Source organism: uncultured Bradyrhizobium sp. (assembly GCF_936943645.1).
Taxonomy (GTDB): domain Bacteria; phylum Pseudomonadota; class Alphaproteobacteria; order Rhizobiales; family Xanthobacteraceae; genus Bradyrhizobium.
The window spans coordinates 28772-42371 of the sequence record NZ_CAKZJO010000020.1 but is presented as its reverse complement, the minus strand read 5'-3'; the positions used below and the strand labels follow the sequence as shown (position 1 = coordinate 42371).

Below are 13600 nucleotides of genomic sequence, written 5' to 3'. Positions count from 1 at the left end.
GCGCTCTTCGAGCGCGTCGGCCTCCCCCGCAAGCGGGAGAGGTGCACCGAGCCCGCGGAGAAGTTTGCTCAATCAATTCTGCAACGGCGATCGTCATCGCATGAGCGAGACTCTGCTGACCCCGATCGAGATCGGCCTCACCGCGGCGATCGTTGCGATCGAGGGCCACGAGCCGCTGATCCTGACCGCGCGCGGCAGCGACGGGCTGGCCGGCCTGCCGTTCGGCCCGTTCGACGCGCTCGCGCACCGCACCTTCGAGATCGGCCTCCGCGCCTGGGTCGAGGAACAGGCCGGCTTGCGGCTCGGCTATGTCGAGCAGCTCTATACGTTCGGCGATCGCGGCCGTCATGCCGAGGCCGGCGACACCGGCGCGCATATGGTGTCGATCGGCTATCTCGCACTGACGCGCGCGGTGGACGGCGAGCTTGCGGCCAACGCGGCGAGCTTCGCGCCATGGTACCGCTTCCTGCCCTGGGAAGACTGGCGCGAGGAGCCGCCGGCGATCATCGCCCGCGACATCATTCCCGCGCTGGCCGAATGGGCCGCCGAGGAGACGCCGGAGACAACGCGCGCGCTGCCGCGCAAGGATCGCGTGCGGTTCTATTTCGGCCTCGACGGGGCGGCTTGGGACGAGGAGCGCGTGCTCGACCGCTACGAGCTCTTGTACGAGGCCGGCCTGGTCGAGGAAGCGCGGCGCGACGGCCGTCCTGCGGCATTAGCGCGCAAGACGCTGCCCCCGCTCGGGACCTCGATGCGGTTCGATCATCGCCGGATTCTCGCCACAGCGATCGCCCGGCTCCGGGCAAAACTGAAGTATCGTCCTGTGGTGTTTGAACTTTTGCCGCCCGAGTTCACACTCACAGAACTGCAGCATACGGTTGAGGCGATCTCCGGCCGGCATCTGCACAAGCAGAATTTCCGCCGCCTGGTTGAAATGGAAGCCCTGGTCGAACCGACCGGGGTGATGTCGACACAGACGGGCGGACGGCCGGCGGCGCTTTACCGCTTCCGCCGCGACGTGCTCCAGGAGCGGCCCGCACCGGGATTGCGCGTCCGCTCCCGGCGCTAACTCAAGATTTTCCGTGATCGGTCCCTGCCCGCCGGTCGCCTGGAGGCTTCATGTTCGACGGCCCGTTTGACGTCTTCGCGCTGATCATCGCGATCATCGCCATCCTGATCGCCATCAAGGCCTCCAGCCAGGCAGCCGACCTGCGGCGTCGATTCAACACGCTCGAAGAAATGTTCTACGCGCAACGGCGGCAGGTGCAGCTGCCGCCGCCGCTGCCCGTGCAGACGCAGGCCGAAGCGCCCGCGGCAGCTACAACCGCCGAGCCGCCGCCGCTTGCACCTGAGGTCGAAGCCGAAGCGGCCATGCCGCCGCCCGTCACCGAAGCGCTCTTGCCGCCCCCGCTCGCAAGCGGGCCGCAGGCCGATGCTCCGCCGCCATTGCCGGCGCGCGCACCCGATGTTCGAGAACCCGGCTTCGAGGAGCGGCTCGGCACGCGCTGGGTGGTGTGGATCGGTGGCCTTGCGCTCGCGCTCGGCGGCTTCTTCATGGTGCGCTATTCGATCGAGGCCGGCCTGCTCGGCCCCGGCGTGCGCGTGTTCCTCGGCGGCCTGTTCGCGACCGCGCTGCTGGCGGCCGGCGAATGGACACGGCGCAAGGAGAGCATCTCCAACATCGCCGCGCTGCCGATCGCCAACATCCCCGCGATTCTCACCGCGGCCGGAACGGCGGTGGCGTTCGCAACCATCTATGCCGCTTACGCGCTCTACGGCTTCCTGGTGCCCGCCACGGCCTTCGTGCTGCTCGGCATCGTGGCGATGTGCACGCTCGCCGCGGCGCTGCTGCACGGACCCGCGCTCGCGGGCCTCGGCGTGGTCGGCGCCTTCGTGACGCCGGTTCTGGTCTCCAGCGGCAAGCCGGACTATTGGGCGCTCTACATCTATCTTGCCGTGGTCACCGCCGCGAGCTTCGGCCTTGCCCGCATCCGGCTGTGGCGCTGGCTTGCGGTGACGACCATCGCGTTCGCGGTGCTCTGGCTGTTCCCGGGCCTCGACACCGAGCAGGTGCAGGTCGCGCCGCACGCTTTCCACGTCATCGCGGGCTTCGTGCTGGCCGCGCTCCTCGTCGTCTGCGGCTTCATGTTCGGGCCTGCCATCGAGGACGGCGAGATCGAGCCGATCTCCTCGGGCGCGCTCGGTGCCTATCTGTTCGGCGCGATGCTGATCGTGCTGTCGAGCGCACACGCCGATCTGGCGCTGATCGCGTTCGCGCTGCTCGTCGGCGGCACCCTGTTCGTCGCCTGGCGTTCGTCCGCTGCCACCGGCGCCATCGGCGCGGCCGCCGCGACGGTCTTCATCGTGTTCGCCGAATGGGCGGTGCGCGCCAATCCCGACATGCTGGTGCTGCCGGGCGGCCCGATTGCGGGCATCGGACCTGCCGCGACCGACAGCTCCGTCACGCTGCATCTGGTGACGGCCGCGATCTTCGCCGCAGGCTTCGGCATTGCCGGCTTCCTGGCGCAGGGCCGGTCGAACTCGGCGATCATTCCGGTGGTGTGGTCGGTGGCAGGCGTCGCGACGCCGATCGCGATCCTGGTTGCGCTCTACGCGCGGATCGCCCATCTCGACCGCTCGATCCCGTTCGCGATCCTCGCGGTGCTGCTCGCAGCAAGCTTTGGCGCCGCGACCGAGGCGCTGACGCGCCGCGAGACCCGGCCGGGCACCATGATCTCCGCCGCCTTGTTCGCCACCGGCACGCTCGGCGCGCTGGCGCTGGCGCTGACTTTCGCACTGGAGAAGGGCTGGCTGACGATCGCGCTGGCGCTGATGTCGCTCGGCACCGCCTGGATCTCGCTGCAGCGGCCGATCCCGTTCCTGCGCTGGCTCGCAGCGATCTTCGCCGCCCTCGTCACCGCGCGCATCGCCTACGATCCGCGCATCGTCGGCGATGCCGTCGGCACCACGCCGATCTTCAACTGGCTGCTCTGGGGCTACGGCCTGCCGGCGGCATCGTTCTGGACCGCGAGCCTGTTCCTGCGCCGCCGCGCCGACGACGCGCCGCTGCGCATGGTGGAGACCGCGGCGATCCTGTTCACCGCACTGCTTGCCTTCATGGAGATCCGGCACTTCGCGACCGGCGGCGACATGATCTCACCGCCGTCGCTGCTCGAATTCGCGCTGCAGGTTTGCGTCACGCTGGCGATGGCGATCGGGCTGGAGCGCTTGGCGCTGCGCAGCCACAGCGTCGTGCACGATGTCGGCGCCATCGTGCTCACGGCGATCGGCGGACTCATCAGCGTGGGCGGCCTCCTGATCCTGGAAAATCCGCTGATCTGGCGCATCGACGTCGGCGGCGCGGTGTTCAACCTGCTGCTGCTCGGCTATGCGCTGCCGGCCGTCCTGATGCTGCTGTTGTCCTATGCGGTGGCCGGCGCGCGCGGCAAGGCCTACGCCAACACCATCGCCGGCGGCGCGCTCGTGTTCGCGCTCGCCTATGTCACGCTGGAGATCCGCCGCTTCTATCACGGCCCGATCCTCTCGACCGGTCCGACGACGGGCGCCGAGCAATACACCTATTCGATCGGCTGGCTCGGCTTCGGCGTGGTGTTGCTGGGGGTCGGCCTCCTCGTCAACTCCGAGCGCGCGCGGCTGGCTTCGGCTGCCGTCATCGCGCTGACGATCCTCAAGGCCTTCGTCATCGACATGTCGACGCTGACCGGCGTCTACAGGGCGCTGTCGTTCATGGGGCTCGGCATCGTGCTGGTCGCGATCGGCTGGCTGTACCAGCGCATCCTGTTCCGGCGGCAGGTGACGCCGCCGCCGGCCCCGCAATCGGGAAGTTGAAGATCAGGCCGCGCGGACCGATTCCAGGAACTGCGCGACCTCGACCTTGAGGCGCGTGCTGTCGGTCGCCAGCGATTTCGCCGCCGACAGCACCTCGACCGAGGCTTCGCCGGTCTCGATCGCGCCGCGCTGCACGTCGGTGATGTTCGCCGAAACCTCCTGCGTGCCGACCGAGGCCTGCTGGACGTTGCGCGAGATCTCCTGCGTCGCCGCGCCCTGCTCCTCGACGGCGGCGGCAATCGCCGCGGACACTTCGGACAGCCGCTCGATGGTGCCGCCGATCTCCTGAATGGCGCTGACGGATTCCTGCGTCGCGGCCTGGATGCCCGACACCTGCGCACCGATCTCGCCGGTCGCCTTCGCGGTCTGCTCGGCCAGCGCCTTGACTTCGGAGGCGACGACGGCGAAGCCGCGGCCGGCTTCGCCCGCGCGCGCCGCCTCGATCGTGGCGTTGAGCGCCAGCAGATTGGTCTGGCCTGCAATGGTGTTGATGAGCTCGACGACGTCGCCGATGCGGGACGCGGCCTGCGACAGCGCATTGACGCGCTCGTTGGTCCGCGCTGCCTGCTCGACGGCTTCCGCCGCCATCCGCGCCGAATCCTGCACGCGGCGGCTGATCTCGGTGATGGAGGACGACAGCTCCTCGGATGCGGAGGCGACTGCCTGGACGTTGGTGGAGGCTTCCTCGGAGGCCGCCGCAACCACGGTCGCGAGCTCCTGGCCGCGTTGCGCGGTGCCGGTCAGCGTCGAGGCCGACGCCTCGAGCTCGGTCGAGGCCGAGGAGACGGTGCCGACGACCTCGCCGATCATGGCTTCGAACTTGCGGGTGATGGCATCGACGCGGCGGCCGCGCTCGATCTTGGCTTCGGCATCAATCCGGGCCGCCTCGTCCGCCGCCCGCTTGGCGATCAGCGCGTCCTTGAAGATCTGCAGCGCATCCGCCATCGCGCCGATCTCGGTCTTCTCACCGCGATGCGGCACCTCGGCGGAGAGGTCGCCTTCACCGAGCGACTGCATCGGCTTGATGATCGAGGCGATACCGCGCGACACGTCGCGCACGAGATAATAGGCGGCGGCGATCGCGATCACGACGGCGGCAACGATGATGCCGACCAGCACGCGGAAGATCAACGCGTAGCTGTCGGCCGCCTGCTTCGTCTCCAGCTCGGCGCCGCTGTTGTTGAGCTCGATGCCCTTCTGGAGCAGCGGGTCGGCCGCCTGGGCCATCTTCGCCACCTTGGTCTGCAATAGCTCGTTGGCGTCGACCGGGAACTTGCCGACGCTCTTGCGCGACAGCGCCATCGTATCCTGCACGCCGTTCAGATATTCGGTCCACGCCTTGGTCCACTGCTCATAGAGAGAGCGCTCTTCGGGCACGGTGATCAGGCGCTCGTAGACCTTGCGGGTCTTCTCGATCCGGTCGCGCAAGCCTGCCAGCCGCTTCTCGGCGGCTTCCTTGCCCTCGGCACTGTCCTGCATCAGGTGCAGACGCAGCGCGACGCGCAGCTCGTTGATGTCGGCGCGCATGGAGCCCAGCGCACGCACGCTCGGCAGCCAGCTCTCGGCAATCTCGACGGTGTGGGAGTTGATGTTCTGCATCGTGCCGATCGCCATCACGCCGACACCGGCGAGCGAGAGCACGAGGACTGACAACACGGTCAGCAGCTTGAAGACGATCGACAACTTCGACATCACGCAAATCCCGGTGAAACCTACAACGCACAAATCATCTGCGCCGCAATCGTCACGACTGACGGCAGGGCGGAGGTCATTCCAACAATGATGGCTGGTTCTTATCTCGTAAGATTACGCACATACTTGCAAACAGGCGTTAACAGGAAGCTACGTTGAATTACGGAATTCGGCAGCTGCACCGTTAAATGCTTGGCAACGATCTGCTGCGGCGCGGCCGGCATGGCGCGCCACACCAGCGCACCGCTTCCCGCCGCACCCGACGGGATGGCTCGCCACTCAGGCCGCTCGCACCGTTTCCAGGAAGCGCGAGACCTCGCTCTTGAGGCGGTTGCTGTCCTGCGACAGCGACTGCGCGGCCGAATGCACCTGCGCCGAGGCGGCGCCGGTCTCGCCCGCGCCGCGCTGGACGTCGCCGATATTCGCCGAGACGTCGGAGGTGCCCTGCGCGGCGTGCTGGATGTTGCGCGAGATCTCCTGGGTGGCGGCGCCCTGCTCTTCCACCGCCGCGGCGATGGTCGAGGAGATTTCCGACATCTTGGCGATGGTGTCCCCGATCTCCTTGATCGCACCGACCGAATCCTCCGTCGCGGCCTGGATCGCGCCGATGTGCTGGCCGATCTCGCCGGTGGCTTTCGCGGTCTGCTCGGCGAGCGCCTTCACTTCGGTCGCGACGACGGCAAAGCCCTTGCCGGCTTCGCCTGCACGCGCCGCCTCGATCGTCGCGTTGAGCGCCAGCAGGTTGGTTTGCGCCGCAATGGTGTTGATCAACTCGACCACGTCGCCGATGCGGGAGGCGGCCTTCGTCAGCTCGGCGACGCGTGCATTGGTGCGCTCGGCCTGCCCGACCGCGACGTCGGCGACGCGTGCGGATTCCTGCACCTGGCGGCTGATCTCGGAGACCGAGGAGGTCAGCTCCTCGCTCGCTGACGACACCGACTGCACGTTGGCGGACGCCTCCTCCGAGGCCGCCGCCACGGCCGTGGCGAGACTGTTGCCGCGCTCGGCGGCCTGCGTCAGCGTGTTGGAAGACGCCTCGAGCTCGGTCGCCGCCGACGACACGGTCTCGATGATCTCGCCGACCGCGCCTTCGAAACGGTCGGCGAGCCGCTGCATGTCCGCCTTGCGCTGCTGCCTGGCGCGCGCCTCCGCTTCGGCCTGCTCGGCGCGCAGCCGATCGGCCTCCGCCATGTTGGTCTTGAAGACCGCAACCGCGCCGGCCATCTCGCCGATCTCATCCTTGCGGCCGAGGCCGGGAATCACGACGGAGGTATCGCCGTTTGCGAGGCCCGTCATCGACCGTACCATGGCGATCAGCGCGGACGAGATCGAGCGGCCGATGAAGAAGGACACGCCTCCCACCAGCAGGATGGAGCATGCAAGCGCAACCCACATCCACAGCTTGATCGAGGCCCGCGTCGATGCTTCGGCGGCCTGCGCCGCATCGTAGCGCTGCGTCACGTTCTTTTCGATGTCTTCGAGCACCGGTTCGATCACCCGGAATTCCCTGGACATGGCCGCACCGTGCGCGGTCAGATCCTGCGCGCCGGCCGCCCAGGCCGAGAAGTCACCCTCATACTTGGCGAGCAGCTTGCCGATGTCCGCCTTGACGGCCGGCGGAATCGTCGACGTCTCGATCTGCCGGGAGAATTCGGTCGCCGTCTTCTTCAGTGCGTCGACGTATTTCTGGTCGCGGCGCAGCATGAAGTCCTTCTCGTGGCGACGCATCATCAGCATGCCGCTGGTGAGCCTGGGGTCGTCGACCTCCTTGAGCTTGGTCTCGATGGCGTGGACTGCCGTGCGCAGCGAGCCCGACAGGCCGAGGGTCTCGTTCAAGCCAAGCTTGACCTCGGCCTTCTCGACGGCCGCAAACTCGCTCACATATCTATCGAACCCGGCGCGGGCCTGCGACGTCTTCTCGCCGATCGTCGCATATCCCGCCGCACGCGCCGCGCTGCCGAGGCGATCAAGGTTGCCAACGATGTCGGACGCGAGCTCGCCGTGACGCTTCGCATAAGACTGGTCGCGACGGAGCTGGAAATCCTTCTCGGCCCGGCGCGCTTCGAGCAATTGCTGGGAAGCCCGCTGGTTCAGATCGGACATCTTGCGCGCGTTCTCGGCGGCATCGCGAGACGTGTCCTGTGAGAGGCTGCCGATCTGGTAGATCGAACCGAAGGCGACGAGCCCAATGAGACCGAACAATCCGATCGCCATGACCTTGTGAGTAAGACGAAGGGAAATGCCGCCCATGAACCTGCTCCAACGATTGAGACGCAATACGCGATAGGCGACTCGGCGCCCGGGAAATTACGGCAATCATGCCCGCATCGCTTTTCCGGAAGGTTAACCCTGCGCATTGAAATCGCGGCGATGGACCGCCAATGCGCGCAACCGCCGCGCAGTCACGCGCGGCGGTTGCAGATTCCTTGTCGGGAGACGTCGCCGTCAGGCGGCGCGCACGGTTCCGAGGAATTTTCCGACCTCGAGCTTGAGGCGATTGCTGTCACCGGACAGCGATTGCGCCGCCGCCAGCACCTGCGAGGACGCCGAACCGGTCTCGCTCGCGCCCTGCTGCACGTCGGTGATGTTGGAGGACACCTGATGGGTGCCTTTCGCAGCCTGTTGCACGTTGCGGGAAATTTCCTGCGTGGCCGCGCCCTGCTCTTCGACGGCCGCGGCGATGGTCGATGAGATCTCCGACAGCTTCTCGATGGTGTCGCTGATGTCCCTGATGGCGCCGACCGAATGCTCGGTCGCGGTCTGGATGCTGGCGATCTGCTGGCCGATCTCGCCGGTCGCCTTCGCCGTCTGCTCCGCGAGCGCCTTGACCTCGGACGCGACCACGGCAAAGCCGCGGCCCGCCTCGCCGGCGCGCGCGGCCTCGATGGTTGCGTTGAGCGCCAGAAGATTGGTCTGGCCGGCGATGGTGTTGATGAGTTCGACGACGTCGCCGATCCGCGCCGCCGCCTTCGACAGTTCGCCGACACGCTCGGTCGTGGTGCGGGCCTGGCCGACCGCCTCGCTTGCGACGCGCGCGGATTCCTGCACCTGCCGGCTGATCTCGTTGATCGAGGACGACAGCTCCTCGGTCGCCGAAGCCACCGACTGCACGTTGGTGGAAGCTTCTTCGGACGCGGCCGCGACCAGAGCGGTGAGCTCCTGCGTGTGCTCAGCGGTCGAGGTCAACGTGGTGGCGGAGGCCTCGAGCTCGGTCGAGGCCGAGGACACCGTGCCGACGATCTCGCCGACCGCGGACTCGAACGTGTCCGCGAGCTTGCGCATTTCGGCCTTGCGCTGCTCGGCCGCGATCGCGTCCTGCCGTACCTTGGCTTCCGCTTCCTCGCGTGCCTTCTGCTCGGACACGACCTTGAATTTCTCCACGGCACCTGCGACCTCGCCGACTTCGTCCTTGCGGCCAAGGCCGGGGAGCACGACCGAGAAGTCGCCGCCGGCAAGCTTTTCCATCGCCAATGTCAGCGCACGCATGGGCCGCGCGATGCTGAAGACGGAGAAGATGCACGTCGCGATCAGGACGAGCGCGACCAGCGCGCCTGTTATCAATGATGTCCGGGCAACCGATGCAGCCTCGGTTTCCGCTGCCGCGCGGGCCTCGACGCTCCTCTGCTTGGCGAAATCGGTGATCTGGTTGGCGAGATCGGAAATCTCTGTGTTGATCGGCGCCAGCGTTCCCTTGCGGATGTGATCGATATCACTCGTAAGCTTGGCAAACTGCTCCGCCGTTTCCGCATCCCTCTTCCCTTCCAGCGCGAGCTCCTGCTTGCGGATGGCCTCGATCTGCTTCTGGCCCTTGCCGAACTCGCCGATCAACACGGTGAGGCGATCGATCCGCTTGCGATTCTCCGGCGAGCGCGACAGCTTTGCCATTTCGCTCGCGAATTTCGTGGCTGCGGTCTGCCGGTCGTTGAAATAGGCGACCGCCTTCTGCATCTCGGCCGGCGAGGCAGAGGTCATGATGTCGCGAATGCCGATCTGCATGCCCCGGACCGATGCCTTCGCTTCCGCGGCGTTTTGCGCGATCGCCTGCTGTCCCGAAGCGGCATTGCCGAGCTTCTGAACCTCGGCATCTCCGTTCATCTGGAGAAAGATCATCAGCGCGACGAGCCCGATGGTCAGCGCGGAGGTGATCGCCAGCTTGGTGCCAATTCGCAGGTTCTGAATGAACATCATCGAAGTATCCTTGGAGGTACGCATTTGCCGCGACGAAGCGCGCGCACAACCCGGAAATGCTAACAACGAGGTTCCTCATTAACGTTAAGCGGAGCCTCGGCGAGTCTAAGTAGAAATACTGAAAGGCAGCCCAGCCGCCTGACCCTTCGCAGCTTTTGCGTGTGGCGAAACGGATTTCGCGGATTTGCACGCATAGGCGTCGTTGCCGCCGGTCGCACCGACTGCAATCGTCAGCGTACGCTCTCGCCGACGAGACTGATGCGAAACACCGGCTGCTTGTTCTCGTCGAGCAGCTCCATACACCATTCGGCGTTCGGCTTCAGGCTGCGCGCGATGCCACCGAGCAGGTTGGCGCAGACCTCCGTCATCTCGGTCCAGGCGGCAGCGCGATCCTCGAACTCGTACGGCTGGTCGGCGGCGCCGGAATAGCGGCCGGTACTGATGCGGAAAAAGTACAGCGACATCGTTGAACCCTTTATCGGGCCGCGCCCCCCGGCCGTACGCAAACTGGAGCGCGAACCGCTACCAACGCATGAAAGCCGCCGTCCGTATGACTACGGCGCGGCGGCTTCGTGTTCGATGAGGGTCTTCAACGACAAGGGGCGCGGACTGTCCCGCAGGGCCGCCTCACTGGGTCGAACGGCGCAGCTCCAGCGGAGCCTCGTTCTTGGCCGGCTCGGACCTGACTTCAGCCTTCACCGGCTCCAACCGGCTGCTCTCGACACGCGGCGTCTCCACGCGCGCGGCGACTTCGGTGTTGGACGAGCCGACCGAACCGGTGTGCTCCGCCCTGTGCAGCGAGCGCGGCCGCGCCGCGGCGCGCGCCATCAGCATCTGGTTGCCGCCCTGATGGTGGAAGTCGCAATAGGCGAAGCCCATGCCGGAGACCGAGCCGCGGAAGCTGCGATCATCGGTCTTTTCAAGGTTGAAACAGGGCTCGAACGGAATGCCCTTGATCGAGGCGCAGACGTTCTGGCCGCGGATCTGGAGCGTGTTGCCGGGGAGCCTGAGATGCTTGACCGGGCCTGCACCCGAGAACTGCACCGCACCGGCGGCACCGAGATCGTCGAGAATGCGGCCTGCACCGCGGGTGCCGTCGAAACAGGTGAAGGCAAACACTTTGCCGGCCACGAAGCGACGCGCCTCGTCGGCGTTCATGCTTCCGGCAATGGCCGGCGCAATCGTCGCCGCCGCCGTGACAGCCCCCAACACAATACGCGCAAGCATGCTCAACTCCGAACCAACCCCCGCAGCGGGCGATGCCTTATCTCTTTACCCGCTGCTTACCATACTAACCAAGGCGACATTGAAGCAGCTTGGTTGGTAAAGTCTGAACGCGGTTAAACAATTTTTACCACGATTCGACCGCGGACCTGGCCCGCCAGGATTTTCGCGCCCCATTCCGGAACCGCATCGAGCTGAATTTCTTTAGTGATTTCAGATAGTTTTGTCCGATCAAGGTCCGAGGCCAGGCGTTGCCAGGCAGCCTTTCGCGGCTCGATCGGGCACATCACGGAATCGATGCCCAGAAGGCACACCCCGCGCAAAATGAAGGGTGCGACAGACGACGGCAGGTCCATGCCGGCCGCCAGGCCGCAGGCCGCGATCGCCCCGCCGTATTTCGTCATCGACAGCAGATTCGCCAGCGTGGTCGAGCCGACGCTGTCGACGCCGCCCGCCCAGCGCTCCTTCGCCAGGGGCTTTGCCGGGGCCGATAGCTCGTTGCGATCGATGATTTCGGCAGCGCCGATGTGCTTCAGATAGTCGGCCTCCGCGGCGCGGCCGGTCGAGGCGATGACGTGGTAGCCGAGCTTCGAGAGCACGGCGATCGCGACCGAGCCGACGCCGCCGGCGGCACCCGTCACCACCACCGGACCACTCTTCGGCGACAGGCCGTGCTTCTCCAGCGCCAGCACCGAGAGCATGGCGGTGAAGCCGGCGGTGCCGATCGCCATGGCATCGCGCGCCGACAGGCCCTGCGGCAGCGCGACCAGCCAGTCGCCCTTCACCCGCGCCTTCTCGGCATAGGCGCCGAGATGGGTCTCGCCCATGCCCCAGCCGGTGCAGACGACCTTGTCGCCGGCTTTCCACTGCGGATGCGAGGACGCCTCGACCGTGCCGGCGAAATCGATGCCCGCAATCATCGGGAAGCGGCGCACCACCGGCGCCTTGCCGGTGAGCGCAAGGCCGTCCTTGTAGTTCAGCGTCGACCATTCGACACGGACGGTGACGTCGCCGTCCATCAGCTCGGCTTCATCGAACTGCGTCAGCGCGGCGGTGGTGCCCTTGTCCGCCTTGTCGATCCTGATCGCCTTGAATGTGGCCACGACTGAACTCCCTGACTTGTTTGTCGGGGATGTTTAGCCGATCAGGCCGGCTGCGCAACCGCTCGCTCGACGGGTTTCTCCACGATCGGAAGATTGATCAGCGCCGAGAGCACGCCGAACAGGATCGAGAGCCACCAGATCGGCGTGTAGGAACCGAACTTCTCGAACACGATGCCCCCGAGCCAGACACCGAGGAAGCCGCCGACCTGATGGCTGACGAAGGCGAAGCCGTAGAGCGTCGCAAGCCAGCGCGTGCCGAACATCAGCGCCACCAGCGCCGAGGTCGGCGGCACCGTGGACAGCCAGGTCAGGCCGGAGACCGCGCCGAACGCGATCGCCGAGAACGGCGTGATCGGGAACGAGATGAAGGCGAGCGTCGCAAGCGCACGCGTGAAATAGATGACGGAGAGGATGTAGCGCTTGGGCACGCTGTTCTGGAGATAGCCGACGCTGAGCGAGCCGATGATGTTGAACAGGCCGATCGCCGCGATCACCCAGCCGCCGGTCTGCGCGGTGATGCCGCGATCGACCAGGAAGGCCGGCAGATGCACGGTGATGAAGGCGAGCTGGAAGCCGCAGGTGAAGAAGCCGAGCACCAGCAGCACATAGGAGCGGTGGCCGAAGGCTTCGGCAAGCGCCCGGGTGAAGGTCTGCTCGTCCGCCGGCGCAGCGTTCGCCGCATGCGCGACCGGCGGCGTCGAGAGCGCCATCGACAGTGGGATGATCAGCAGCATCAGGAAGCCGAACACGGAGAGCGCCTGCTGCCAGCCGAAATTGTCGATCAGCGCGACACCGATCGGCGCGAACAGGAACTGACCGAACGAGCCTGCCGCGGTGCCCGCACCGAGCGCGAGACCGCGCTTCTCGGCCGGCAGCAGCTTGGTGAACGCCGACAGCACCAGATTGAAGGAGCAGCCGGCAAGACCAAAGCCGACCATGACGCCCGCACCGATGTCGAGCGACAGCGGCGTCGTGGAGTAGCGCATCAGCAAGAGGCCGCCGGCATAGAGCAGCGCGCCGACGCACATCACCCGAAACAGGCCGAAACGATCGGCGACCGCGCCGGCGAACGGCTGGCCCAGGCCCCACAACAAATTCTGCACGGCAATCGCCAGACCGAACACGTCGCGGCCCCAGGAGAATTCGTGGCTCATCGGCTGCACGAAGAAGCCGAGCGCCGAGCGCGGACCGAAACCCAGCATGCCGATCGCGCAACCACAGAGGATGATGACGGCCGGCGTGCGCCAGTTCGAGGAACGCGAGGCCGGAGCAAGTTCGCCCACTGATGTCGACATGGTGTTCCTCGTCTGTCATTGGCGGATTCGGCAAGCGGCGGCCGCGAACGTGCCATTTAATGCACTTGCATGAAAACCCCAAGCCAAAAGCGATTGCAATCCACGGGGAGCTTTCGCGGGAGCATTGCATTTCAGTGTGGACTCGCCCGGCACGCCAATCCGGGGTTGACGAAAATGTGTGCGACCGGATCTGGCGGTCCTCAGCCGAGCGTGTTAGGTTCGATTTGCTCATATTGAGTATATTTGGAC

General features: G+C 66.3%; 9 protein-coding genes. 2 read left to right on the top strand and 7 right to left on the bottom strand.

Features of this window, described 5'->3' with window-relative positions:
• Nucleotides 1–100 precede the first annotated feature (100 nt).
• Nucleotides 101–1069, top strand: coding sequence for an NAD regulator (locus Q0743_RS02465; RefSeq protein WP_298240008.1), 969 nt, complete (start codon nt 101–103; stop codon nt 1067–1069).
• Nucleotides 1070–1119: 50 nt separating this feature from the next.
• The gene (locus Q0743_RS02460; protein ID WP_298240007.1) at nt 1120–3849 is read left to right on the top strand and encodes a DUF2339 domain-containing protein; all 2730 of its coding nucleotides are present in this window, start codon (nt 1120–1122) and stop codon (nt 3847–3849) included.
• A 3-nt stretch (nt 3850–3852) separates the two neighbouring features.
• On the opposite strand, the gene Q0743_RS02455 is transcribed toward Q0743_RS02460, so the two are convergent.
• The 7 genes from Q0743_RS02455 to Q0743_RS02425 all read right to left on the bottom strand — a co-directional run bounded on the left by Q0743_RS02455 (nt 3853) and on the right by Q0743_RS02425 (nt 13351).
• Nucleotides 3853–5541, bottom strand: a complete 1689-nt coding sequence (locus Q0743_RS02455; RefSeq protein WP_298240006.1) for a methyl-accepting chemotaxis protein — start codon at nt 5539–5541, stop codon at nt 3853–3855.
• Between the two features lie 279 nt (nt 5542–5820).
• A complete protein-coding gene (locus Q0743_RS02450) occupies nt 5821–7791 on the bottom strand; it encodes a methyl-accepting chemotaxis protein (protein ID WP_298240005.1) in 1971 nt (656 codons plus the stop codon).
• Between the two features lie 195 nt (nt 7792–7986).
• On the bottom strand, nt 7987–9729 hold the full coding sequence (locus Q0743_RS02445; RefSeq protein ID WP_298240004.1) for a methyl-accepting chemotaxis protein: 1743 nt from the start codon (nt 9727–9729) through the stop codon (nt 7987–7989).
• A 230-nt stretch (nt 9730–9959) separates the two neighbouring features.
• Nucleotides 9960–10193 carry a hypothetical protein gene (locus Q0743_RS02440; protein WP_298240003.1) on the bottom strand — a complete coding sequence of 78 codons (234 nt, stop codon included), beginning with the start codon at nt 10191–10193 and terminating at the stop codon, nt 9960–9962.
• A 163-nt stretch (nt 10194–10356) separates the two neighbouring features.
• The gene (locus Q0743_RS02435; RefSeq protein ID WP_298240002.1) at nt 10357–10956 is read right to left on the bottom strand and encodes a hypothetical protein; all 600 of its coding nucleotides are present in this window, start codon (nt 10954–10956) and stop codon (nt 10357–10359) included.
• Between the two features lie 113 nt (nt 10957–11069).
• On the bottom strand, nt 11070–12056 hold the full coding sequence (locus Q0743_RS02430) for an MDR family oxidoreductase (RefSeq protein WP_298240001.1): 987 nt from the start codon (nt 12054–12056) through the stop codon (nt 11070–11072).
• 41 nt (nt 12057–12097) lie between these two features.
• Nucleotides 12098–13351 carry an MFS transporter gene (locus tag Q0743_RS02425; protein ID WP_298240000.1) on the bottom strand — a complete coding sequence of 418 codons (1254 nt, stop codon included), beginning with the start codon at nt 13349–13351 and terminating at the stop codon, nt 12098–12100.
• Between the last annotated feature and the right edge of the window lie 249 nt (nt 13352–13600).